At 50.7% G+C, this 25,078-nt stretch carries 24 protein-coding genes, 1 rRNA gene and 1 other RNA gene; 22 read left to right on the forward strand and 4 right to left on the reverse strand.

Going from position 1 to position 25,078, the window contains the following annotated elements; all coding sequences use genetic code 11:
* Window positions 1-73 precede the first annotated feature (73 nt).
* From A3844_RS23025 to A3844_RS23035, 3 genes are all read right to left on the reverse strand, one after another.
* On the reverse strand, window positions 74-547 hold the full coding sequence (locus A3844_RS23025; protein WP_074108572.1) for an AbrB/MazE/SpoVT family DNA-binding domain-containing protein: 474 nt from the start codon (window positions 545-547) through the stop codon (window positions 74-76).
* Window positions 548-773: 226 nt separating this feature from the next.
* The gene (locus A3844_RS23030) at window positions 774-1,463 is read right to left on the reverse strand and encodes a DNA-3-methyladenine glycosylase (RefSeq protein WP_083606981.1); all 690 of its coding nucleotides are present in this window, start codon (window positions 1,461-1,463) and stop codon (window positions 774-776) included.
* A 100-nt stretch (window positions 1,464-1,563) separates the two neighbouring features.
* On the reverse strand, window positions 1,564-3,636 hold the full coding sequence (locus tag A3844_RS23035; protein WP_074108573.1) for a transglycosylase domain-containing protein: 2,073 nt from the start codon (window positions 3,634-3,636) through the stop codon (window positions 1,564-1,566).
* A 254-nt stretch (window positions 3,637-3,890) separates the two neighbouring features.
* Here A3844_RS23035 and A3844_RS23040 point away from each other — a divergent pair, with 254 nt between their 5' ends.
* The 6 genes from A3844_RS23040 to argS all read left to right on the forward strand — a co-directional run bounded on the left by A3844_RS23040 (window position 3,891) and on the right by argS (window position 9,855).
* Window positions 3,891-5,078, forward strand: coding sequence for a beta propeller repeat protein (locus A3844_RS23040; protein ID WP_074108574.1), 1,188 nt, complete (start codon window positions 3,891-3,893; stop codon window positions 5,076-5,078).
* 228 nt (window positions 5,079-5,306) lie between these two features.
* Window positions 5,307-6,164 carry a carbon-nitrogen hydrolase family protein gene (locus A3844_RS23045; protein ID WP_074108575.1) on the forward strand — a complete coding sequence of 286 codons (858 nt, stop codon included), beginning with the start codon at window positions 5,307-5,309 and terminating at the stop codon, window positions 6,162-6,164.
* A gap of 15 nt (window positions 6,165-6,179) precedes the next feature.
* Complete coding sequence (locus tag A3844_RS23050) at window positions 6,180-6,848, forward strand: GNAT family N-acetyltransferase (protein WP_074086976.1); 669 nt, start codon at window positions 6,180-6,182, stop codon at window positions 6,846-6,848.
* Between the two features lie 45 nt (window positions 6,849-6,893).
* Window positions 6,894-7,562: a GNAT family acetyltransferase gene (locus tag A3844_RS23055; protein WP_074108576.1), complete on the forward strand. Its 669-nt coding sequence runs from the start codon at window positions 6,894-6,896 to the stop codon at window positions 7,560-7,562.
* A 167-nt stretch (window positions 7,563-7,729) separates the two neighbouring features.
* The gene (locus A3844_RS23060) at window positions 7,730-8,173 is read left to right on the forward strand and encodes a YwiB family protein (RefSeq protein WP_074086978.1); all 444 of its coding nucleotides are present in this window, start codon (window positions 7,730-7,732) and stop codon (window positions 8,171-8,173) included.
* Complete coding sequence (argS, locus tag A3844_RS23065) at window positions 8,170-9,855, forward strand: arginine--tRNA ligase (protein WP_074108577.1); 1,686 nt, start codon at window positions 8,170-8,172, stop codon at window positions 9,853-9,855. Before A3844_RS23060 ends, argS begins: the two co-directional genes overlap by 4 nt.
* Window positions 9,856-10,074: 219 nt before the next feature.
* Here the strand turns inward: argS and A3844_RS23070 are convergent, their stop codons facing one another.
* Window positions 10,075-11,244 carry a S8 family peptidase gene (locus tag A3844_RS23070; RefSeq protein ID WP_074108578.1) on the reverse strand — a complete coding sequence of 390 codons (1,170 nt, stop codon included), beginning with the start codon at window positions 11,242-11,244 and terminating at the stop codon, window positions 10,075-10,077.
* A 190-nt stretch (window positions 11,245-11,434) separates the two neighbouring features.
* Between A3844_RS23070 and A3844_RS33790 the strand changes: the two genes are divergently transcribed.
* From A3844_RS33790 to A3844_RS23145, 16 genes are all read left to right on the forward strand, one after another.
* Window positions 11,435-11,563 carry a hypothetical protein gene (locus A3844_RS33790; RefSeq protein WP_256701788.1) on the forward strand — a complete coding sequence of 43 codons (129 nt, stop codon included), beginning with the start codon at window positions 11,435-11,437 and terminating at the stop codon, window positions 11,561-11,563.
* 82 nt (window positions 11,564-11,645) lie between these two features.
* Window positions 11,646-12,209, forward strand: a complete 564-nt coding sequence (gene rpoE / locus A3844_RS23075) for a DNA-directed RNA polymerase subunit delta (protein ID WP_074086981.1) — start codon at window positions 11,646-11,648, stop codon at window positions 12,207-12,209.
* A 331-nt stretch (window positions 12,210-12,540) separates the two neighbouring features.
* Window positions 12,541-14,148, forward strand: coding sequence for a CTP synthase (locus tag A3844_RS23080; protein WP_074086982.1), 1,608 nt, complete (start codon window positions 12,541-12,543; stop codon window positions 14,146-14,148).
* A gap of 277 nt (window positions 14,149-14,425) precedes the next feature.
* Window positions 14,426-14,812 (forward strand): response regulator, encoded by a 387-nt coding sequence (locus A3844_RS23085; RefSeq protein ID WP_074086999.1) that lies wholly within the window; start codon window positions 14,426-14,428, stop codon window positions 14,810-14,812.
* Between the two features lie 206 nt (window positions 14,813-15,018).
* Window positions 15,019-15,873: a class II fructose-1,6-bisphosphate aldolase gene (gene fba, locus A3844_RS23090; protein WP_074086983.1), complete on the forward strand. Its 855-nt coding sequence runs from the start codon at window positions 15,019-15,021 to the stop codon at window positions 15,871-15,873.
* Between the two features lie 271 nt (window positions 15,874-16,144).
* Window positions 16,145-17,398, forward strand: a complete 1,254-nt coding sequence (locus A3844_RS23095; protein ID WP_074108579.1) for a UDP-N-acetylglucosamine 1-carboxyvinyltransferase — start codon at window positions 16,145-16,147, stop codon at window positions 17,396-17,398.
* Between the two features lie 166 nt (window positions 17,399-17,564).
* Complete coding sequence (gene rho, locus A3844_RS23100; protein ID WP_074086985.1) at window positions 17,565-18,923, forward strand: transcription termination factor Rho; 1,359 nt, start codon at window positions 17,565-17,567, stop codon at window positions 18,921-18,923.
* A 23-nt stretch (window positions 18,924-18,946) separates the two neighbouring features.
* Complete coding sequence (locus A3844_RS23105; protein WP_074108580.1) at window positions 18,947-20,224, forward strand: radical SAM family protein; 1,278 nt, start codon at window positions 18,947-18,949, stop codon at window positions 20,222-20,224.
* Between the two features lie 120 nt (window positions 20,225-20,344).
* Window positions 20,345-20,542 (forward strand): 50S ribosomal protein L31, encoded by a 198-nt coding sequence (gene rpmE / locus A3844_RS23110; protein WP_074086987.1) that lies wholly within the window; start codon window positions 20,345-20,347, stop codon window positions 20,540-20,542.
* 126 nt (window positions 20,543-20,668) lie between these two features.
* Window positions 20,669-20,937, forward strand: an RNA gene (gene ffs / locus A3844_RS23115) — signal recognition particle sRNA large type.
* Between the two features lie 136 nt (window positions 20,938-21,073).
* On the forward strand, window positions 21,074-22,858 hold the full coding sequence (dnaX, locus tag A3844_RS23120) for a DNA polymerase III subunit gamma/tau (protein ID WP_074108581.1): 1,785 nt from the start codon (window positions 21,074-21,076) through the stop codon (window positions 22,856-22,858).
* 45 nt (window positions 22,859-22,903) lie between these two features.
* Complete coding sequence (locus tag A3844_RS23125) at window positions 22,904-23,215, forward strand: YbaB/EbfC family nucleoid-associated protein (protein WP_074086989.1); 312 nt, start codon at window positions 22,904-22,906, stop codon at window positions 23,213-23,215.
* Window positions 23,216-23,250: 35 nt separating this feature from the next.
* On the forward strand, window positions 23,251-23,850 hold the full coding sequence (gene recR, locus A3844_RS23130) for a recombination mediator RecR (RefSeq protein WP_074086990.1): 600 nt from the start codon (window positions 23,251-23,253) through the stop codon (window positions 23,848-23,850).
* Between the two features lie 212 nt (window positions 23,851-24,062).
* Entirely contained in the window at window positions 24,063-24,308 is a 246-nt protein-coding gene (locus tag A3844_RS23135; protein ID WP_074086991.1) for a DUF2508 family protein, read from the forward strand.
* A 31-nt stretch (window positions 24,309-24,339) separates the two neighbouring features.
* On the forward strand, window positions 24,340-24,606 hold the full coding sequence (locus A3844_RS23140; protein WP_178382054.1) for a pro-sigmaK processing inhibitor BofA family protein: 267 nt from the start codon (window positions 24,340-24,342) through the stop codon (window positions 24,604-24,606).
* Between the two features lie 303 nt (window positions 24,607-24,909).
* Window positions 24,910-25,078, forward strand: a 16S ribosomal RNA gene (locus A3844_RS23145); the annotation flags it as partial.

Genomic DNA, 25,078 nt, shown 5'->3' on the forward strand with positions numbered 1-25,078 from the left:
GCCCTCCAATTCAGGAGAGCCTGGCTGTTTGTATTGTGTATGAAAGCGCAGGATGCCGGGTATAGCGTTGATCCTATGATCTACTGAGCAGGTTGAGCTTGCGCTTGAGCTGGCTAACGCGGGCTTGGCTGATGCCAAGCACCTCTGCGAGCTCCTTTTGATTGGCATAGGGATGATCCTGTATAGCCTTCTCCAGGCGCTGGCTCATTTCCTCTGTCTTAGTCCGCCGCCCCCCGCGGATGGGTTCAGGATTAAAGTCTGCGGCGCTCTGCGGCTGAAGGTTGTCATCGGCTATCCGTTCTGGATTGCCGAGCTCTTTCAGACAGCTGTTGCAAATGAACTGGTCTTTATAGTAGGTCACATGGTCAAGGCTTCTGCAGAACGTGCATTCCGTTGAGGTGTACTTTCTGAGTACGATGATTTCATCATCCAAAATAAAAAATTCGATAGGATCCCCAATGTCAATATTGCGAGTCATGCGGATTTCTACGGGAACCACAATTCTGCCAAGACTGTCTAAACTCCGGATCATGCCTGTATCTTTCATCCCATGTCCCTCATTTACATCTTTAATTTTTTGTGGATATCTACGATTATAGCAGTAATTGTAAGTTATGAGAACGGGGAAAGCGCATTCATATTAGATTTTTTTGTAAAAATCAGGAAGATTTTTCCGTGGATTTAAAAATCTCTCCATTCGGGAAGTCCGAAAGGAGAGATGAATTAGGGTTCTTTTGTTTTTTACCCAATTCCGGGTGACCGAAACAGCCTTATCAAACTTTTGGGAGACGAAACGGCTGAGCCTGTCTATCTAAGACACTGACGTAAGGGTTGCCTCTGAGGTAGAACCGCCAGGGAAGCTGGGCGTATTCTTCGGCATAAGAAATATTGATTCGTGGTGCTTGTACAATATCCAGGGCATCAGGCAAGTCACCCTGCTCCAGCCACAGTGGCCCCGCAGGATCATTCAACGGACATCCGTTCAGACTCTTATCTATACGAAGTGCCCGGCACAACTTCCCCGGACCGCCGGAGAGGTCCGATGGCTTCTTGACCGTAATGCCACGATAGGCCGCCATCTGCCCCTCATCATAGCCAGTCAGCGGCTCGACCGCACGAATCAGCACGGCATGCGGATCATCCTTGGCGGCCGTTACTACATTTACGCAGTTGTACATACCGTAAATGAGATACACGTAAGCAACTCCGCCGGTTCTGAACATGACCTCAGTACGCGCCGTGCGGCGTCCGCCGTAAGCGTGGCTTCCCTTATCTTCTGAACCGCCATAACTTTCAGTCTCGACGATCCGGCAGCGGATCTCCCCGTCCTCCGTCCGCCGGACCACATGCTGTCCCAAAAGAAGCGGTGCAGCCTGGAGCGCCGTAAGTGTATAGATATGCGGGGACAAGAGTTTTCTGGAAGACAGTGCCTCCCTGTCACCAGCGTTATCCTTACGTTCCATAGATCAATGACACCTCTCTAGCCGAATCAGGCTATTCATTAGCGCCCTCTTCGATGATTGGTCCCATCGTACCGCAGGAACGGCAGCTGAGCAACCGGGATCAATTCATCCACCAGCGTTTGATGTCGTTCCATAGGGAGTGATCATCCTTGGTGTCCGCAGCAGGTGGAACAACTTTTCCGTCCTGAGGATCTGCGGAACCGCCTGCACCGTGCTGATCACAGTATTCTGTAGGCTCCGTGCCGCTGATGAAGGTTTCTAATTCCTTTTCGGGACATTCAGAGGTAGCGAGCTTACCAGATTCAGGATTGATATACACACTGACGACCCCGTCAGGAATCGGAAAGATTTTAGGCGGTACGTTGGCCAGTGCCTTTTCTGTAAACTGGGCGAAAATGGGGGCGGCACGCCGCCCGTCTGATGTAGCAATATTACGCCCTTTGTCATAGCCGACCCAGACGGCTGTTGACAGCTCTGGCGTGAAGCCGACCATCCAGCCATCGGTGTCGGTAGTGCCGGTTTTTCCGGCAACCGGACGCTTAATAATGGACGCCACACGGTTGCCTGTTCCTCCGCTCTCAAATACGCCTTCCATTAGCCGGGTCAGCACATACGCTGCTGCCGGTTCTACGACCTTCTCTCCTTGCTTCCGGGGAGCCTCATATAGAAGATTTCCATTGGCATCGGTAATCTTCAGAATTGCCGTGGCCGGAAGCTTTACTCCGCCTCCGCCTATCACAGCAAAGGCTGACGCCATCTCCAGCGGGCTCACTGGCGAAGTGCCCAGGGCCAGAGAAGGCACTTGCTGCAGCGGACTGTCGACCCCCATTTTAGCTGCCATTTCAGCCACTTTATCCGCTCCTACTTTCATAATTGTGTTCACCGCATAAATATTGTCGGAGGCAGCAATGGCTTGGCGCATGTTGATTTCTCCCAGGTACTTGTCACCGAAATTTTTGGGCTGATAGGTCTTGCGGTCATGATCATAATGGAACAGCGTGGGCTGGCTGTTAAATACGGATAATCCCGTCATTGTTTTGGAAGACAGTGCGGTTAAATACATAATGGGCTTAAAAGAAGACCCGGGCTGCCGGGTAGTAGCCAATGCATGGTTAAACTGATTGGTGCGGTAATTTTTGCCTCCGACCATGGCTTTGATATAACCCGTCCGGGGATCGATGGACACAAGTGCAGTCTCCAGGTCACTGGCGGAATCCATCCCTTTGTCCACAGCCTCCTCAGCCGCCTGCTGCATATCAGGGTCGAGGGTCGTATATACGTTCAGACCGCCCTGATCCAGTTCTTCGCTGCTAATGTGCAGGGAGTCAATGGCCAGGCTGCGGACATAATCGCGGAAGTAAGGTGCAGCGACGAGGGTATCCTTTTCACCCTGTGGTTTGAAGCTTAAAGTCTCCAGTCTGGCGGACGTCGCCTGTGCCTCCGTAATATCGCCCATTTCCGTCATCGCGGCCAGAATAATCCGCTGTCGTTTCTTGGCATTGTCCATATGGGTGTAGGGAGAATAATAGGTCGGGCCTTTTGGAATTCCGGCAAGCAGAGCACTTTCCGCCAGATCGAGATCTGCGGCTGCTTTACCGAAATACATCCTTGAGGCGGCTTCGATCCCATAGGCACCATGGCCATAATAAATCTGGTTCAGATACATATTCAGAATTTCATTTTTGCTGTATTTCATTTCAAGCTGCATCGTGTAGAGGGCTTCTTTCGCCTTGCGCGTCCAGGTCTTCTCATGGGTCAGGTAGAGATTACGAGCAAGCTGCTGGGTTAAGGTACTCGCCCCCTGCGTGCGGTCCCCGGACTCCAGGTTGGCAAGAACAGCGCGTCCCATGCCTCTTATATCAAAGCCGGAGTGATCGTAGAATTTACGGTCCTCCACAGCGAGAGTAGCCTGAATAAGGAGCGGCGAAATTTGACTGAGTCTTACGGGATCCCGGCTTCGGCCGTCTGTGGTAAAGGTAGTCAGCACATTCCCCCGGGAGTCGAGCAGTTTGGAGCGGATATCGTCAGCGATCGGCGGAAGATCCTTTTGATACAGGTAACCCAGCAGCGCGCAGGCTGCCAGCACAAATAGCACGCTCATCACAGCCAACAGCCGGAACAGCCGGCGGAGGCGGTGTTTAGGTTTTGGAGGTGTTGCAGGTTCGCGCGGCATGGCATCGGGCTCCTTCCTTTTTTGCGTACAACTTGTCAATTCTCATTATGGGAAAGGAAGAGCTTGGATATTCATAAGGCTTTAAGGGCTTTTCCGAAAAGAACAACGTTTTCTGCAATACAGAATAAGGTGGTAACCAAATTGTTTTCATTTTGTGACTTTATCCAGGTAGAAAGAAGAGAGATTGGACAGTATAACAGAGTAGTGTCAAGTAGTATCTATTAGAGAAGACAAATCGTTCAGGAGGTGTCATTATGAATTGGAATAAAATGCTGCATCAGGGGAAGCTGACTCTCCTATCCGCAGTTCTGGTGGCGGTTTCTGCTTGGGGAATGCACGCTTCTCCATCACAGGCAGCCTCTGCGGCAACAGCTGTACCGGCTTGTGGCACCGGTGATCATGGATTGCTGAAAGAACTGCAAGCACGGCATGCTGCATCAGAAGAAACCCCGCTGAGTTTCTCGGATCTGCAATTTCTGAGTGCCGATACAGGAAGGGCAGCGGGTAGCGGCTTTATGATTGGAACCTCGGACGGGGGCTGTCATTTTCAGGAGATTTACCAAGGGCAGTGGAACTTCAGGCAGATTGACTTTCCAAATAATGTCCAGGGCTGGGCATTGGCTTCCGTGAAGGATACAGCGGCAACCTACCTCATTGCCACCACGAATGGCGGTTCTACCTGGACCCGGATAGGGAATACGGCAACGGATTTTGAAAGAATTGACTTTAAGGATAGTAAGCGGGGCTTCGGCTACAGCCAGAATGCTACCTCCTACACCATAGACGGAGGACGTACCTGGAGTCTGATCCGCACTCCGGCCAACACACGCAGCGCGGAATTTACCAGCCGTGACAAGGGTTATGCACTTGTGATAGCACCGGGGGCCGGCTACCGTGTCATGAAGACTTCGAATGGCGGTTCCACTTGGTCTCTCTCACTGCAATCGGCTTTTGCTTATCCTGAGTCCGGGAGAATCTATGCGAGCGGTGATCAGGTGTACGCTTTGCTGTATGGCGGAACAGGGATGTCGCAGACCTCATACTCACTCTATGCCAGCAGCAATAAGGGCGGAAGCTGGAAACGTGTGATTGCCCAGGATTCTGCCGGGGGCGGACCTGCACCAGGCAGCGGGGCGGCACAGCTTCGGTCCGGACCTGCCTCCGGCAAGCCGGGTAATATGCAGCTTATAGGCAGCAGCGCTGCCTTTCTGGTCGGCTTCTCGCCTGCCGGCGAAAAAGTAGCCGTAGGCCGTTCCTATAAAGGCGGCAAGGCGTGGACTAATCTTCCGGCTATTCCTGGCTATGAGGGGATGATCTCCTTCACAGGTCTTAAGGAAGGATGGATGGCTGTCCGCGGGCAGAATACTTCCTCCTTATACAGCACCGGTGACGGCGGATCGACATGGAAGCTGAAATTCGTTTTTAAGGGGACCGAGCAATAAGCTTAGATGCATATCCATTGGAATAAAGTGACGTAAGAGATCGGCCCGTACTGAACAGGCAGGAGCGGCTCCATCATCGGAGCTGCTTTTTTGCGTGCAGCCAACCGGATAAAACAACAAGGCATAGAGGTGCAGCATGCGCTTCAGGTGTGATTTTGCGAACCAATATGGTAAAATTTTAGATACTTTAGGAATGAACCCTATTTCGTGCTTAGGAGGACTGCGGCTGTGTCCATTCGCGTATCTGCCATACAATATCATTTACATACCATTTCCTCCTTTGAGGAGTTTGCCGCCCAGTGCGAGCATTATATAAAAACGGCCGGGGAGTTCGGCACCGAGTTCATCCTGTTCCCCGAATTTTTGACGACACAGTTGATGTCCATTGGCGATGAACGGGGGAATGCCCTTAGCATAGAAGATCTACCGCAATTTACGGACCGTTACCGGGAGATGTTCTGCGGGTATGCCCAGAAATATGCTGTGCATATCATTGGCGGGACCCATGTGCTACGTAGAAACGACAAGCTCTATAATGTGGCTCATCTCTTTTATCCGGATGGAAGAATTGCCGAGCAGGCGAAGCTGCACATCACACCGGCTGAAGTCGAGGGCTGGAATATGGGCGCGGGGGAAGGGCTGGAGGTGTTCCAGACGGATAAAGGAACCATCGCCATGCTGACCTGCTACGATATCGAATTTCCGGAGATTGTGCGCATGGCCCGGGCCAAGGGTGCGGATGTCATCTTTTGCCCTTCCTGCACGGATGACCGCCATGGTTTTCACCGGGTAAGATACACCAGTCATGCCCGTGCCATTGAAAATCAAATCTATGTCGTGCTGACAGGCACCGTAGGCTCGTTGCCTACCGTAGACCTGATGCGGGCGAACTTTGGCCAGGCTGCGGTGATCACGCCCAATGATATTCCGTTTCCTCCCAGGGGTCTGTTGGCCGAGGGTGAAATTAACGATGATATGATTATCACCGCCGATCTGGATCTAGAGCTGCTCTACAGGGTTCGTGAACGCGGGTCGGTGACCACTTGGCGGGACCGCCGAACGGATCTGTATACGGACTGGACGTAAGGAGGACGAAGAGGCATGTATAACAAGAGCTTTTACGCTTTCGACGGTAAAATCCCAGTGCCTGCGGTACTCCGCAGCTACACGGAAGCCGATTTTGCGGAGCTGATTACCATTCAGTCCGAAGCCTTTCCGCCTCCCTACCCTGCTGAACTATGGTGGAACCGGGAGCAGCTGTTGAATCATGTGACGCTTTTTCCGGAGGGGGCGCTATGTGTGGAGGTGAACGGGGAACTGGCAGGGTCGGTAACCGGACTGAAAATTCATTTTGACGCTGAGGTCCCCGCGCTCCATCATACGTGGTCAGAGGTTACGGCAGATGGATATATTACTACCCACCAGCCGGGCGGGAACACGCTCTATATTGCCGATCTGTGCGTCCGCCCCAAACACCGCAAGCTGGGGCTGGGCAAAGAGCTGGTACAGTCGCTGTATCATGTTGTGGTGGAGCAGAGGCTGGAGCGGCTGCTGGGAGCGGGCCGTATGCCAGGCTATCATCTTCAAGCCTCCAGGATGTCTGCGGAGGAGTATTTGGAAGGAGTGACAGCCGGCAAATGGTCTGATCCGGTGCTCACCTTTCTGCTGCGCTGCGGGCGGTCCCCGGTGGGAGTGGTGGCTGATTACCTGAAAGATGAAGAGTCGGGCAACTACGCTGCGCTCATGGAGTGGCGTAATCCATTTCTATAATAAGTAAGGAAACATCTTTATCAGAATCGGAGGAAATCCTTGAGTATGGAATATACAAGAATTACGAGTGTCGCGGATCCTTTGTTCAGACAAGTACATCATCTGCTGTCAGAAGTGTTTCCCCCTGAGGAAGTTCTTGAATTCAGCTTGTGGAAGGAACCTCTGGAAGATCCCGGCATCCGTGTATTTGCTGCTGTGCATGATGGCGCTGTTGTGGGCACTACGGAATACCGCTACTACACCGACTGGAATGTGGCGATGACCGATTTCACTATCATTGGCCGGGAGGGCCTGGGGATAGGGCGCTTTCTGGCTCAGAGCCGCCTGAAAGACTTGAAGAAGCTGGCAGCAGGCAATGGTAAAGAGCTATTTGGCATGTTTGCCGAGATTTACGATCCTTACCGGGTGGAGTATGCCTTTGGGGGCATCAAGCCTATGGACCCGTTTGTCCGCAGGGAGGTGCTGTCGCATCTGGGATACAAGCGGATGGATTTCCCATACGTTCATCCCTCCTGGCAGGGTGACGGGGAGGCGGTGTCGGGTCTTGACCTGTGCTTTATGCCCGGGAATGAGGATTTGGGGCAGGTCAAGGCTTCTTTGGTTGCGGACTTTCTGACCCGTTATTATGCAGTACTTGCCGATAAGCCGGAAGCCTGGACGTCTATGGTAGAGGGGCTGAAGAGCAGGGATACGTTGTCGCTGCTGCCTTTGTGACCCTGGACTTCATCTGCTAAAAGCGGCATGGATCAAGAAATCCGGAGACAACAGCTCCCGGAAGTCCAAATTAGCGATTGAATTGCCCTCCCGATCTGGATATAGTGTACAATGGGAAAGCGAATATGCCTTAGATTATATAAGTGTGAATAAGCGAGGAACGTGTGATGACTGAAGTGCAGCAAGGCAAATACGGCGTTTCCGTAACGCTTACGAGTGCGCAGGGCGGGGAACGGAATGTGGTGCACGCCTCCGGTGAAGCTATTGCCAGAGGAAATCAGCTGTATATCCGTTATGAAGAAACGCAGACAGGCCCCAAGGGCGAGCCAGTTTCTGTCCGAACCACTTTGAAGATTTCAGACAGTGAACTGAAGCTGATTCGACACGGCGGTGTCCAGTCGGAGCAGTCCTTTGTTCCGGGACAACGCCGGCCAGGATTCTACCGCTCGCCATATACACAGTTTAATCTCTCCACAGCCACCCGGAAACTGGATATGAAGCGTGAGGGAAGATCGCTTGCGGTTTCGTGGGAATATGATCTTTACGTATACGGGGAATTATCGGGACAGTTCGCTATAAGTTTGCATATACAGGAGGAACTACAATCATGACACATAGTCAAAATCCGCTTCAGTTAGCCAATGAACGGGTGAAGGAAGCGATCGCTGGCGCCATTGTCGCCGCTGGCCTGGTCACCAGAGAGGAAATTCCAGCCATCGTACTGGAAGTACCCAAGGACAAAGCCCACGGGGACCTGGCCACCAATGCTGCGATGCAGCTAACCAAGATTGCCAAGCGCAATCCACGGCAGATTGCTGAAGCGATCATTGAGCACCTGGATAAGGGCAATGCTTCTATTGAAAAAGCAGAAATTGCCGGACCGGGCTTCATCAATTTTACGTTGTCAAAAAGCTACCTCTACCCGGTAATCGCCCTCGTGGCGGAACAGGGTGAGGACTATGGCCGCATTAATGCAGGCCAGGGTCAGAAGGTCGAGATGGAATTTGTCAGCGCGAATCCTACCGGCAGTCTGCATCTGGGACATGCCCGCGGGGCTGCTGTTGGTGATGCGCTGTGCAACGTGCTGGATTTTGCCGGCTACCAGGTAACCCGCGAGTATTACATTAATGATGCCGGGAACCAGGTTCAGAACCTGTGCAAATCCATCGAAACCCGTTATCTTCAGGAGCTGGGCCAGCCGGCGGAAATGCCGGAAGACGGCTACCATGGCGAGGACATCAAGGGTTTTGCCAAAGAGCTGGTGGCTGAAAAAGGCGACGAGCTGCTGTCCATGACACCAGGCGACCGCGCAGCCTTCTTTCGTACCTATGGTCTTGCCAAGGAGCTGGATAAAATCAAACGCGACCTTAACCGGTTCCGCGTGGGCTTCGATATCTGGTTCAGTGAGACCTCTCTGTACGAGAACGGTGAAGTGCTACGTTCCCTGGACGAGCTGCGCGAGCGCGGTGAAGTCTACGAACAGGACGGGGCGACCTGGCTGCAAACGACGAAATATGGTGATGACAAGGACCGCGTATTGATCAAGAACGACGGAACCTATACCTATCTGACCCCGGATATCGCTTATCACAGCGACAAATATGGCCGGGGCTATGACAAAATGATCAACATTTGGGGCGCCGATCACCACGGCTATATTCCCCGGATGAAGGCAGCCATGTCCGCGCTTGGCAATGATCCGGATAAGCTAGTCGTGTTGATTGCCCAAATGGTCAGTCTCTTCCAGAACGGTGAAAAGGTCAAAATGTCCAAGCGTACCGGCAAAGCGGTGACGATGGAAGACCTGATGGACGAAGTCGGAATCGATGCCATCCGTTATTTCTTCACCATGCGCAGCATGGATTCACATCTGGACTTCGATATGGATCTGGCGATTTCCACTTCCAATGAGAACCCTGTATTCTATGTGCAGTATGCACATGCGCGGATCTGCAGTATTTTCCGCCAGGCTGAGGAGCAAGGAATTGTATTGCCTGATTTTTCCGAAATCGACTACGCCAAGCTGACCGCTGCACATGAATATGATCTTCTTCGCAAAATCGGCGAATTACCGGCGGAGATCGAGATAGCTGCCAGCAGCTATGCGCCGCATCGCCTGATCCGTTACGTATACGATCTGGCTTCGCTGTTCCACAGCTACTACAAAGCGGAGCGCGTCATCACCGAGGATGCCGCCCAGACCGTAGCCCGCCTTGCTCTGCTGGGCGCGGCACGGACCACAATCGCCAACGTGCTTCGTCTCGTTGGTGTAACCGCACCGGACCGGATGTAACGGTCCAGCTCAAGCAAAAGCTCCGCCCCCGTACAATTTGGAGGCGGAGCTTTTGCTATGCTTACTGACTAAGGGAATGTGATTGATCTACGCAACTCATTCCTACTGCTCAAGCGGGCCTAAGTCAGCTGGGAGTGCCAGGGCAACTCCCGGCAAGCGGTGCGCCCGTGGCCCGCCCAAGGCCTACCGCGGCCCTAGCGGGCCACGGGGCCGCCGCCCCTACGCCTTCGCGGCGGTAGCCCGCTTCGCCCGTGCGCCTGCCCGCAGCAGGCGCAGGGCATCGGCCGCCCCGCCGCCTAAGGCCGCGCGGCGCTGGCCTTTGCGCAGCCGCACCGGAGAAGCCGTGCGGCGCAGGAGCAGCTTCAGCTCCCGTGGCGAGAGGCCCGGGCGCAGTGCGAGCAGCAAAGCGGCGGCTCCCGTGACATGCGAGGTCGCCATGGAGGTGCCGCTCATCTCTTTATAGCCCTCCTTCAGCCAGCAGGAGGGCACGCCCTCGCCGGGTCCGTATACATCGATATACGGACCCCGGTTGCTGAAGGACGCGACGCGGTGCCTCCGGTCAAGGGCGCCGACGGCGATCGTCTCGGGGTAGCGGGCGGGATAGTCCCCGCCGCGTTTGCCGTCGTTGCCGGAGGAAGCAATGATGGCGATCCCGGCCCGGTAGGCCTTGATCACCACATCGTGAAGGGCTTTACTTCTCGTTTTCATGCCGAAGCTCATATTAATGATATCGATCTTGTTCTGCACGCACCAGTCGATGCCGAGTACAATGTCCGACACATAGGCCGAGCCGCTGTGGTCAAAAGCCTTGACCGGGTACAGCTGTGCCCTCGGCGCTACGCCCATCATGCCGCGGGTGCCGCCGGCCGCCGCCAGCGTACCGGCGATATGGGTGCCATGACCGTTATCGTCGAGCGGCAGCATGCCGCGGTGCAGCAGATTCACGCCGGAAGCCAGCGAATGCCTAAGATCCGGGTGCCGGTAATCGGCACCTGTATCAATCACTCCGATCTTTACATGAACTCCGGTCGAACGGGACCACGCCTGCGGAGCATGAATGGCTTTGACGCCCCAAGGCATCATGGCGGTCCCTGATTTTTCAGGGGCCACCGCGTGAACCTGTATCCGGGAATCCTCTTCGATGCTTAGAGAATCTTCATATTTATAGAGCAGCTTCCCCGCTCCTGCGGCGGGCACAACAAATGCCCGGATTAATGGGGATATTTGTACTTGCCGCAATTCCGGTTTCTTTGCTTTCAGTGCTTTCCACTCTGACAGCGCTCCGGCATACTGGCGGGCATCATTGAAGGTGACAATGCGCCGCTCGGCATTTTTGGGGGCAGCCGATATCTCACCAAGCAGCATCTGCCAAAATCCGTAGTAATCCATAAGTTACGCCGTCCCCTCCTCGGTGCCGTGCTGCCATATTGTATGAGGGGAGGCAGACGTCCGAATGGGAACTTGCCCTTTTTTAGCGAAATAGGCTGCCCATCGTGTCAAAAAGCGGAGCTTTACATAAAATAAACAGAAGAGAGCGCGAGTTCTCTTTGCAACATCCCGTAAGGAGCCGATCCTTGGCGTGGATACAGTCATGCGCGGAGGAACTTCCTCCGCCTTTTTTGCGTTAGTGGATGAACAGGTTTCAGAGCAGGTCCGGGAATACATCATTCAGCCGGATGGTTTTGACTTGCAATTTGCTGCCAAATAGGTTTTACTTAGTTTTGTTAATGGATATTATGAAATAGAAATTAACGGTAATGTGAACAATGCGTGAGAGGAAGTGTCCTTTAGTGAGTACGCCACTCAATTTAAAGCTGGACCCTGAGAAAATAAAAGAAATGCCGATGGTAGACCTGGCTTTCCTGGTACTCAAAGCAGCCAATACGCCTTACTACTACCGTGATCTGATGGTTGAGGTTGCCAGTTTGCGCGGTATGACCGATCAAGAAAGCCAAGATACTATTGCCCAGTTATATACCGAGATTAATATTGACGGGCGTTTTGCCTGTGTTGGAACCAACCTGTGGGGGCTGAAACGCTGGTACCCTCTGGAACGCTCTGACGATCCAGTCGGCAATACCAAACGCGTGCGTATCATCAACGATGAGGATGACGATCTGGAAGACGATGATTTCGCCGAAGAAGAAGAGAACTACGCTGCGGAGGAAGAGGATTTCGATGCTATCGACGAAGATCGCGACGACCTCTATTCCGACGACGACAGCGAAGAAGAAGTCGACGAAGATGTTGTTATCGATGAAGACGACATTGACGAAGATGAGGTTGACGATGAAGATTCCGAAGACGGCGAAGCAGAAGATGCCGATGATGAGGATGAGGACGAGAATTATTAAAGTAGTATACGTGTGCGCGTAATTCCTCCCTTGACATGGGTGGGACCGTCAGAGTAAACTATTGCATGGGCTTATAATGGAAGTTAATAATGTTTTCTAAAATAAAAAGTGCCCCGGGTCTACGGGTGTCACTTTTTTGTTTTTTTAAAAGATAGAACTCATATGTTTCACGTTATTAATTATCCTATTCTTTCTATAGAAACGGATGGTTTTTTCCGGGATTCATTGGAGAAGTAACTTTTTGGGTTCCCCGTTTTGATAATGGAAAAAAGGGTTACGATAAACACCAAGCGTGCCTGAATTCCTGGACTTTATTTAGGAGGGTTATACAGTGACAAAGTATATTTTTGTAACGGGGGGCGTTGTGTCTTCCCTGGGCAAAGGCATTACCGCCGCTTCTTTGGGCAGGCTGCTCAAGAACAGAGGATTGAAGGTGACTATTCAGAAGTTCGATCCCTACATTAACGTAGACCCTGGAACCATGAGCCCTTATCAGCATGGCGAAGTGTTTGTAACTGATGATGGAGCGGAAACGGACCTGGACCTTGGACACTATGAACGGTTTATTGACATCAATCTCTCGAAGAACAGCAATGTTACAACCGGTAAGATTTATTCTTCGGTCATCAGCAAAGAGCGGCGCGGGGAATACTTGGGCGGAACCGTTCAAGTCATCCCGCATATCACGAACGAAATTAAAGAGCGCGTATTCCGCGCAGGCCGTGAGACAGGATCAGATGTGGTCATTACTGAAATCGGCGGTACCGTGGGCGATATAGAGAGCCTGCCGTTTCTGGAAGCAATCCGTCAGATCAAAAGTGATATCGGCCGTGAAAATGTGATGTACATCCACGTAACCCTGATTCCTTATATCAAGGCTGCGGGTGAAGTGAAAACGAAACCGACCCAGCATAGCGTAAAAGAACTGCGCAGCATCGGAATTCAGCCAAATGTCATTGTATGCCGTACGGAATATGCGCTTTCCGATGACATGAAGGCCAAGATCGCCCTGTTCTGTGATATCGACGCCAATGCCGTAGTAGAATGCCGCGATGCCTCGACACTGTATGAGGTTCCGCTGAACCTGCGCGATGAAGGCTTGGACGAGATTGTTGTTAATCACCTGAAGCTGACCACTCCTGCGCCGGATATGCGTGAGTGGGAGAGCATGCTTAGCCGGATTCAGCAGCTTGAGCGCACGGTTGAAATTGCCATTGTCGGCAAGTATGTAGCACTGCATGATGCTTATTTAAGTGTAGTGGAGTCGCTGTCCCATGCCGGCTTTGCTGCGAATGCCGAAGTGAAGATCCGCTGGGTCGATGCTGAACAGGTTACTGACGAGAATGTAGATGAACTGCTGGGAGGCATTGGCGGAATACTCGTTCCAGGTGGTTTTGGCGACCGGGGAATCGAAGGTAAGATTTCCGCCATTCGTTATGCCCGTGAACAATCCATTCCTTTCTTCGGCATCTGCCTGGGAATGCAGGTTTCCGTGATCGAATATGGCCGTTCCATTCTGGGACTGGCTGGCGCAAATAGCTCGGAGATCGATCCGTCTACACAGCATCCGCTCATTGACCTGCTGCCGGAGCAGAAGGATATCGAAGATATGGGCGGGACCATGCGTCTTGGCCTTTACCCATGTAAGCTTCTTCCTGAATCACTGGCAATGTCCTGCTACGATGATGAATTGGTATATGAGCGTCACCGTCACCGGTATGAATTCAACAATGCTTACCGTGATGAAATCGAAAAAGCCGGCCTCGTGATCTCCGGTACCTCTCCGGACGGACGTCTGGTAGAGATCGTCGAGCTCCCGGGCCATCCATGGTTCCTGTCGGTGCAGTTCCATCCGGAGTTCACCTCCCGTCCGAACCGTCCGCAGCCGCTTTTCCGCGAATTTGTCAAAGCATCACTGACTCACTCTGAACAACTTTAATTTCTTATAAGAAGGCCTTTATAGGGCCCAGATGAGCCTCCGTATGGAGGCTTTCTTTGATTGATACCGCCTAATTTGAAAAGCATAAATTGTCTTCACAGCGCAGTCTGGTTATAGGCCATAAAATGACATAGATTTACGCATTTTAACCAATTAGCAGGATTTTGGCTGTTGGGAACGAATAATAGGTTTCGTATAGACTTTTTAGGTTAAGGGGCCATTAGCTGTATGAGTGCGGGGTATGGACAATCTGCTTCAAATTCTGGGAGGGTATGGTATGGAAAAGAAAAAAGTGTTAATTGTTGATGATCAGAACGGAATCCGGATTCTCCTCATGGAAGTATTTAATAGCGAAGGGTATACCACATTTCAAGCAGCTAACGGAAAGTTGGCATTGGACATTGTCAGCAGCGAATCCCCCGATTTAGTCTTGCTGGATATGAAAATTCCAGGAATGGACGGACTTGAGATCCTGAAGCATCTGAAGGAGATCAATCCTGCGATCAAGGTTATTATGATGACAGCCTACGGTGAACTGGATATGATTAAAGAAGCAACCAAACTGGGGGCCCTGATGCATTTTACGAAGCCGTTTGACATCGATGAGATGCGGGTAGCCGTAAATATGCATCTTAACAATAAGTCGATAGACCAGTACAGCTAACCTGGGAATCTGCAGTTTGGGAATGTGGGGTTATGGATACGCTAGAAAGGAACAGTCTGCCCGGGCTTTGGGTTGGCCTGATATCGTCCCACCGGGACATTTTTTTGTGTATCCTATTTAGTATTTAACACAGGATGTGCTATAATAGGCCTGTATGTGATGTCGGCTTATATAAGCAACCAAACATTCTTAGGAGGATTGAAACCATGCCATTAGTATCTATGACAGACATGTTAACCAAAGCACTTGAAGGAAAATATGCAGTCGGCCAGTTCAACATCAATAACTTGGAGTGGACACAAGCGATTCTTGGTGCAGCAGAAGAAGAAAAGGCACCAGTAATCCTTGGCGTATCTGAAGGCGCAGCTCGTCACATGGGCGGCTTTTACACAGTAGTTAAGATGGTTGAAGGTCTTGTTCATGACATGAAAATCACCGTTCCTGTTGCTATTCACCTGGATCACGGTTCAAGCTTTGACAAATGTAAAGACGCAATCGACGCCGGATTTACATCCGTAATGATCGATGGTTCCCACCACCCAATCAGCGAGAACATTGAAATGACCAAGAAAGTCGTTGAATATGCTCATGCTAAAGGTGTTTCTGTAGAAGCAGAAGTAGGAACTGTAGGCGGACAGGAAGACGACGTAATCGGCGGCATTCAATATGCAGACCTTAACGAATGTGTAAGCCTTGTTAAAGAAACTGGCGTTGACACTTTGGCTCCTGCGCTTGGTTCCGTACACGGTCCTTACCATGGTGAGCCTAACCTCGGATTCAAAGAAATGGAAGAAATCCGCGATGCAGTTAAGCTTCCGCTCGTTCTTCACGGCGGTACTGGTATTCCTGAGCATGACATCAAGAAATCCATATCTCTGGGTACTTCCAAAATCAACGTGAACACTGAGAACCAAATCGCATTTGCTAAGGTTGTTCGCGAAGTACTGGCTGCTAAACCGGATGCTTATGATCCTCGTGTATTCATCGCACCAGGCCGCGAAGCTATCAAACAAACCGTTATCGGCAAAATCCGTGAGTTCGGTTCCAGCAACAAAGCCTAATATATTTATGACGCAAATGGACAGGCTCTGTAGAGCTGTCTTTAAGCTGAATAGTCGTGATATGGAAAGCACCGCCTAGCCGGTGTCTTTCCGTTTAATATAAGGAGTTATTTACCTATGGTGGTAACCAGTCCTTGTATTTACTGTTGAAACGGGTGCCGTCCTTGTTGTAAGGGCGGCGCATCCGTTTCTAATCGTTATAATTAAGCTTAGCCACAGCAGGTATTGCCAGGGCAAGCTGCAATACACGTAGGGGGAACCGGATAAATTTATGGAAAAATTAATGATTGGCGGTGGACGTCCTTTAGAAGGCGTCGTGACCATCAGTGGAGCGAAGAATAGCGCAATTGCGCTTATCCCTGCGGCGATCTTGGCCGAGTCTGAAGTTGTTCTGGATAACTTGCCGTCCCTTAGTGATGTAGCTGTATATTCCGAAATTCTGGAAGAGCTTGGAGCCACAGTCTCCTGGACAGGCAGCCAGATGAGAATTAATCCCTCCCGTATCGTATCCATCCCAATGCCTAACGGACCAGTCAAGAAACTCCGGGCTTCATACTACATGATGGGAGCACTCCTTGGAAGGTTCAAGGAAGCGACAATTGGTCTTCCTGGCGGCTGCAATTTTGAGCCTCGTCCAATTGACCAGCACATTAAGGGCTTTGAAGCGCTAGGTGCGACTGTGACCAACGATCATGGCTCTATTCATCTGTATGCCAAAGAACTGCGCGGTGCCAAAATTTATTTAGACGTATCTAGCGTAGGTGCCACTATTAACATCATGCTTGCGGCTTCACGTGCCAAGGGCTCAACAACCATCGAAAATGCGGCTAAAGAGCCTGAGATTATAGATGTAGCTACTCTCCTGAACTCCATGGGCGCTGTTATAAAAGGCGCTGGTACCGAAACGATCCGGATCGAAGGTGTTACGGAAATGCATGGTTGCCGTCACTCCATCATACCCGATCGTATTCAAGCTGGAACATATATGATTGCTGCTGCGGCTACGCGCGGCAATGTATTGATAGATAATGTAATTCCCAAGCATTTGGAGGCACTCACGGCCAAGTTGCTTGAGATGGGCGTAGATATCGAAGAACTGGATGAGAGTATCCGCGTCATCGGCAAAGCTAAATACGAGCATGCTGATGTCAAAGCACTGATATACCCCGGTTTTGCCACCGATTTGCAATCTCCAATGACGAGTATGCTTACCCAGGCAGAAGGCGTTAGTGTACTCAGCGATTTTGTATACAGCAACCGATTTAAGCATGTGCCTGAACTGGTGCGAATGGGCGCCAAAATCCGTGTGGAAGGCCGTTCTGCCATCATTGAAGGAAGTAAGCTGAATGCTGCGAAGGTTAAGGCTGCCGATCTGCGTGCAGGTGCAGCACTTGTGATTGCCGGCTTGACGGTAGAGGAAGGAATTACTGAGGTCACGGGTGTGGAGTATATAGACCGTGGTTACGACAATTTAGTTAGCAATTTGCGTAATTTGGGAGCCAAAGTATGGCGTGAAAACGAATAAATCAGGTTTAACCGATGTCCTGGAAGAGGTGTTTTTTGCTCTCGAACTGCATATCCTCTTCCAGAATGGGTAATGCTATCCTAATAAGCAATTTAATAGACTCCTATTTTTTGCTGGTTAACCTGCTAGAAGAACTTATCATAAAAATTGAATAGGTGGTTATTACATGGATCTTCAAATTTCCGATTTGGAAGAAATGAAGCTGACCGATTTGTATAAACTGGCGAAAAAGTACCAGATTCCATACTACGGGACGCTTAAAAAGCGGGAACTGATTTTTGCCATCCTCCGGGCGCAGGCAGAACAGAGCGGGCTCATGTTTATGGAAGGCGTTCTCGAGATTTTACCGGAAGGCTATGGTTTCCTTAGGCCGATCAATTATTTGCCCAGCGCGGAAGACATTTATATTTCAGCTTCGCAGATCCGCAAGTTTGACCTCAGAAGCGGCGACCTTGTATCGGGCAAATGCCGAACACCCAAAGAGAATGAACGCTACTTCGGATTGCTTCAAGTCAATGCCGTCAACGGCGAGAATCCTGCCAGTGCAGCAGAGCGTTTGCATTTCCCGGCGCTAACACCTCTTTATCCGCAAGATAAGCTGCCACTTGAAACATCCCCTACACACTTGTCCACACGAATAATGGATTTGCTTGCTCCTGTTGGCCTGGGGCAGCGCGGTTTGATTGTAGCACCTCCCAAAGCAGGGAAAACGCTCCTCTTAAAAGAAATTGCCAACAGCATTTCCACTAACAATCCTGAAATTGCCCTGTTCGTACTGCTCATTGATGAACGTCCCGAGGAAGTAACGGATATGCAGCGTTCCGTGAAGGGCGAAGTTGTGGCGTCTACGTTTGATGAACTTCCAGAGAATCATATCAAAGTAGCTGAACTTGTATTGCAGCGGGCTTTGCGGTTAGTAGAGCATAAGAAGGATGTTGTTATTTTGCTGGACAGTATTACCCGGCTAGCGCGTGCCTACAATCTGGTTGTCCCCCCGTCCGGACGTACACTGAGTGGCGGGATTGATCCGGCCGCGTTCCATCGTCCCAAGCGTTTTTTCGGGTCAGCGCGGAATGTGGAGGAAGGCGGAAGCTTGACTATACTTGCCACAGCGCTTATTGATACAGGATCGCGTATGGATGATATCATTTATGAAGAATTTAAAGGTACAGGGAACATGGAGCTTCACTTGGACCGTAAGCTGGCAGAGCGCCGTATTTTCCCGGCCATCGATATACGCCGTTCCGGCACACGCCGCGAAGAGGTGCTGCTGAGCAAGGAAGAGCTGGATACCATTTGGGCAATTCGTAAGAATATGAACGAATCGTATGACTTTGTTGAAGGCTTCCTAAAAAAGCTGCGTGACAGCAAGACAAATGCTGAATTCCTGGCGTCCTTTGACGTTGCCGGAAACAAAGAGTCCTCATCACCAAGCGGAACAGCCAGCAATGGAGGTACCTCGAACAGCGGCTCATCCGCACGCCGTACCACCCGGCCGAAGACGCCGTCTGTTCCTACCACCTAAGAAACGATAATAAGGAGACTAACATGTATTTGGTATATGCCGACGGGCAAGGAAACGTATATGATCATCCCGAGCTGTATGGGCTGGCCCGCAGCGGGGATATGATTGTTGAGATGCTAGAGGAAGAATTAATACCGCTGCCGGAGGGTGCTACCCTGGTAGGTCTGCCTAACACGCGGGCGGTAGGTATGAACCCTGAGACGGGTGAGATGCTGCCGCTTCCGGAAGGCTCACAAGCTGTCGGGGCCTTGCTTCCGCAAGGCTTTACCCGTTTGTGTCTTCCTGGGTATGTCAAGACAGACAAGTCGTATAAGCTTCCACTCTTCGGTTATTCAGCAGTAGTGTGGAAAGATGGCGGCTTCTATGTGGCCGCCGATCTTACGGATGACCCGGAGCAGTGGAATCCGCTTAATTGTGATCGGGAAGATGTAGAGGTGGGAGTAAGCAGTTTAACCGCCAAGTACCCGGAGAACCGTCTATACGATCATCTCTCCAATTGTGCGCTGGGCTACGAATGTCTGACCTCTTCTAACACCTTTCTGGGACGTTGGGAGGGGGCGGTTCCTGTCTCCTATTCGTGCAATGCCGGATGCTTCGGCTGTATCTCCGAACAGCCCGACGACAGTGGCTTTGTATCCCCTCAGACACGAATGAATTTCCGTCCCACGGTGAATGAGATTTCAGAGGTTATGCTGGAGCATCTAAAAACACCCCAGTCCATTATCAGCTTCGGTCAGGGCTGTGAAGGGGAACCATCCACACAGGCGAAGCTCATTATTGAGTCTATTCGTGAGGTGCGTTCCATTACAGATATGGGTTATATCAACATCAATACTAACGCCGGCTTAAGCGATCATATCCGCGGTATAGTTGATGCTGGACTGGATTTAATGCGTGTCAGCACAATAAGTGCACTGGATGACCATTATAATGCCTATTACAAGCCGCGCGGCTATACGCTGGCAAATGTGGAGAAATCTTTGAAATACGCAGCTTCACAAGGTGTGTATACATCGATCAATTATCTGATCTTCCCGGGGGTTACCGACCGTGAGGAGGAGATTGAAGCGATGGTGGAATTCGTTAGACGTACAGATCTGAAGCTGATCCAAATGCGCAACCTTAATATTGATCCTGAGAGCTATTTGGAATTAATTCCACCGGCTCAAGGTGAGGTACTGGGAATGAAGACGATGCTGGAGATCTTCCGCGAGGAACTTCCTGGTGTTGTTATAGGTTCATATACACATGTACCGCCGGCGGATTTGGCCCGGGCCAAGCAGCGGCGTGTGCAAATATAACCGCAAACAACCAGGAACTAGACATATTGCAGAGCCAGGCCTTTCGTGCTAAAATACCGCTTAGATATTTTATTAACTCTAGGTCCGCATGAGGCCTAGGGCACGAGAGGTGAGGTTTATATGCAATCCGTTATTCAACCTAAGTACAATGTAACCAAGGTAACCTGTGCATGTGGCAATACATTCGAAGCTGGTTCTGTGAAATCAGAGCTGCGCGTCGAAATTTGCTCCAGCTGCCACCCGTTCTATACAGGTAAGCAGAAGTTCATGGATGCCGGTGGCCGTGTTGATAAATTCAAGAAAAAGTATGGCATCTAATGGAGTAACCACATAGGCGGTTATGGATTAGTCCAGCCCCCGGACATGGCGTCCGGGGGCTTCTCCTTTATTTGGGGTTTCATCTGGAGTTGATTTTTGTCCGGGTGTAAGCTATACTTATCTTCGCCGTGCTAGACGGGGAGGTAGCGGTGCCCTGTAACTCGCAATCCGCTGTAGCGAGGTTGAATTCCTGTTAGAGGTGCTGTCGATGTGAGGCCTTGGTTCCTACGGGCTGTGTTGACGGTTGGGTCCTCCGCAATGAGTGCTTATGAACCTGGTCAGGTCCGGAAGGAAGCAGCCATAAGTAAGTTTACTCTTGTGCCGGAGGGTGGCCTAGCCCGAGCAGTGTTGTAGGGTTGCCGCTTGGATCGCAGCCATCAATAACAGGTGCACGGTTTAACATATTGTCCATTACAGTATCTTTGCCACAAGCAAAGATGCTTTTTTGTTTTTGGTCAAAGTCTAGTGGATATAGTATAATAAATTAGCGACAAATGCCGAAAGCGGCAGCCTAAGAGAGGGTAATGCATAGTGGAACATATCGCGCTGTATCGTGCCTGGCGGCCGCAGTCGTTTCATGACATGGTAGGGCAACAGCACATAATTCAGACGCTGCAGAATGCAATTCGCGAACAGCGGGTTTCGCATGCCTACCTGTTCAGCGGACCGCGCGGGACCGGCAAGACAAGTGCCGCCAAGGTTCTCGCCAAAGCGGTCAATTGCGAACGCATCGAGGGTCCGGAACCCTGCAACGAGTGTCCCTCATGCCTGCGGATCACTGCGGGTAACGTCATGGATGTGCAGGAGATTGACGCAGCGTCAAATCGGGGCGTTGAGGAAATACGTGATCTCCGGGATAAGGTGAAATATGCACCTACCGAAGTTCGCCGCAAAGTGTATATCATTGATGAAGTGCATATGCTGACTACAGAGGCTTTTAATGCGCTGCTGAAGACACTGGAAGAACCGCCTCCCCATGTAATGTTTATTCTGGCGACGACAGAGCCTCATAAATTACCGGCAACGATTATTTCTCGCTGCCAGCGCTTTGATTTTCGCCGGGTGTCACTGGAGGAGCAGACAGCACACTTAGCAGTGATCTGCCAGAAGGAAGGTATTTCCGCAGACACAGATGCTCTGCAGTATATTGCCCGACTTTCCGATGGTGGAATGCGTGATGCGCTTAGTATACTGGACCAAATTTCATCCTTTACAGATGGCCAGGTTACCTATCAGCAGGTGTTAGGCATGACCGGGGGGATTCCTTCCGAACAGTTCGCTCGCCTGGCAACGGCCATTCTGGATGGGGATATGGGACTTCTTTTGGAGCTTGTTGAGCAGCTTATGCATGAGGGTAAGAGTGCTGATAAATGTCTGGAGAACCTGCTGTACTATTTCCGTGATTTGCTTATGATCAAGATGGTCCCAGGGGCCGATCAACTAACGGACCGGGTGCTGAATCCAGCAGAGTTCCGTGATATGGCGGCAGTATTTTCTAGGGACCGGCTCTTTCTGATCGTAGAGACACTAACCCGTTATCTGGGTGAAATGAAATATGCGACCCATCCGCAGACCTTGTTTGAAGTAGCGCTGATGAAGCTGTGCAGCCTGCAACAGCAGGAAGCTGATCCGCAAGAGGTCTCTCCGCATTCCTTTACTTCCGTTTCCAATCAAGCCGGCGGTAACGCTGCAGCCGTGGACTCTGGTGAATTGGAGCTACTCAAACGGCAGATTGCTGCCCTGGAGAAAAAGCTGGAGCTGGCTATGCAGTCTGGTGCCATTTCTGCTGGAGGGCGTGGTGAACAGGGGAATACGGGCAGACCGTCGGCCGCACAAGCGCCTGCACCACGAATATCTTCTCCTTCGAAGCTTCCACCCCAGTTAGATAAGTTTATTGCTGGGAAGGACAGTGCCGATTTTGCAGAAGTATATAAGAAATGGAGCGCTGTCTTGCAAGGGGTTAAGGAAGAGAAGGTGACGGTTCATGCATGGTTTGTCGACGGTGAGCCTGTGGCTGTTATGGAAGATGCAGTACTGGTAGCCTTTAAAAATACAATTCACCGCGACACCACTGAGAAGCCGGCTAACAGACAGGTGATTGAGAACGTATTTGCTGCCCGTTTGGGCAGACCTTACCGCCTCGTGACCATGCTGCTCCGGGACTGGAATGAAGCTGCGATGAAATCTGCTGCTCAGACCGGTACAGAGGAACTCCGGCTGGAGCATGAACACGAAACTCCGGACACCCGGACCGAACCATGGATTGACGAGGCGATCCAGCTCTTTGGGGAAGACCTTGTTGTCATAAAAGAGTAATTAACCTATTAGCGCTAAATGCGCATTCCAAAGGAGAGACGATGAATGAATAATATGAACCAAATGATGAAACAGGTCAAAAAAATGCAGGAGCAAATGCTCAAGGCACAAGAAGAGCTGGGCAGCAAAACTATTGAAGGATCTTCCGGTGGCGGTGTAGTAACCGTGCAGGTGAATGGACATAAGAAACTGTTGTCGATCCAGATCAAACCAGAAGCTGTTGATCCTGAAGATATCGAGATGCTGCAGGACCTTGTAATTACTGCTGTAAATGATGCTCTTACGCAAGTGGAAGAATTGGCTAATAACGACATGGGTAAATTCACTGGCGGGATGAAGATTCCTGGCCTGTTCTAAACCTTACTCCATCTGTCCAAAGGAGAACCGATATTTTGTATTATCCAGAACCGCTAGCCAAGCTGATCGAAGCTTTTACGCGTCTGCCCGGAATTGGCCCGAAGTCAGCCGCACGGCTGGCCTTTCATGTGCTCAATATGAAAGAAGACGAAGTTATTGATTTTGCCAAGGCGTTGGTCAGCGTCAAACGCAATCTTCATTATTGCTCGGTCTGCTGCAATATTACGGATACCGACCCTTGCCGGATCTGTCAGGACAAAACCAGGGATGCCTCGGTCATCTGTGTAGTCCAGGATTCCAAGGATCTTGTGGCTATTGAACGAACCAAGGAATTCGACGGTTATTACCACGTGCTGCAGGGTGCGATCTCTCCTATGGAGGGTCTGGGTCCGGATGATATACGTCTGAAGGAGCTGTTGACCCGATTAAGCGATGAGAGGGTAAAGGAGCTCATCATGGCGACCAACCCTAACATTGAGGGTGAAGCTACAGCAATGTATATCTCCCGCTTAGTTCGTCCGTTCGAGATCAAAATCACCAGAATAGCCCATGGGCTGCCTGTAGGCGGCGACTTGGAGTATGCAGACGAGGTAACCTTGTCCAAAGCACTCGAAGGCCGGCGTGAGCTGTTCTGAGCAGCCTGGCGTCATGTTATTTCAATAAAGGAGCCCAATGGGGCTTCTTTTTTTGCTGTTTTTACGGCAAAGAATATTTCTGAAGAGAAATTTCGCGGATCGTTTACTGCCATTCTGGTTCTAAGTTTGTCCCGGTTTCGATATGAATGAGAATAAAAGAGGGCGCGATTTTAGAGCGGGCCCAAATTTATTCTTATGAGGAGGTATAGGGAATGGGATGGTGGGGCAATGGGCGGCAGAGCAGTAGAGAGAAAGGACAGCAGGACGACCACTGGAACGTGTTTCTCGAGGTTCAGCAGGCGCAATCCGAGTGGGAGAGAGCACATCTGATGTTTGACGAGGCGCGGGGTCAGGATCAAATTGATTACGCCATATATATTTTGGAAGCGGCAGAGCGTAAATATCAGATTCATTTGAAGCATGCAAAAAATCTGGGTCTTAACAGAGCCCGTCTCTAGGGTGACCAAAGAACACTAAAGGAGGATTATCATGCTGAGAATGGCCGCGATAGCTGTGCTGGTGTTATCAGGACTTTTATTACTTCTTATTGTTTTCCGGAAAAAATTGGGCTGGGCGTGGCTCAGCCTGTTCGGCACACATCTTCTCTTGGCTGCGCTTGGTATTTATGTGGTGAATTTCTCAGGCTTAGTGACAGATATATACATCCCCCTGAACCCTACAACTATAGGCGCAGTAACGGTCCTTGGTCTTCCTGGAGTGCTGATGCTTCTGGGATTAAAAATAACTTTGTTCTAGAGGTTGACGTGGATTGTGGATATATGATACATTAAGTCTCGGCCCTTTGGACAAGGTATCCTATGATAACTTGCTGAGAAGCCAAGCGAAAAATTAAAATTAAAAAACGCTTGACTAAAATAAAGGTGCTGTGATATATTATAAAGGTCGCTGCTGACAAGCAACGATGAAGAAAAACGAGACATTGATCTTTGAAAACTGAACAACGAGTGAGTGGGATTTCACGCAAGTGAGATCCAAAAATAGAGAATATTTTATTCTCGTCAGATGTTTCAAAATGAGCAATCGCTCTTTCTAAATACCAATTTGGAGAGTTTGATCCTGGCTCAGGACGAACGCTGGCGGCGTGCCTAATACATGCAAGTCGAGCGGAGCTTATCCTTCGGGATAAGCTTAGCGGCGGACGGGTGAGTAACACGTAGGCAACCTACCCTCTAGACTGGGATAACTACCGGAAACGGTAGCTAATACC

This window comes from Paenibacillus helianthi (assembly GCF_001909055.1).
Classification (GTDB): Bacteria; Bacillota; Bacilli; order Paenibacillales; family Paenibacillaceae; genus Paenibacillus_AQ; species Paenibacillus_AQ helianthi.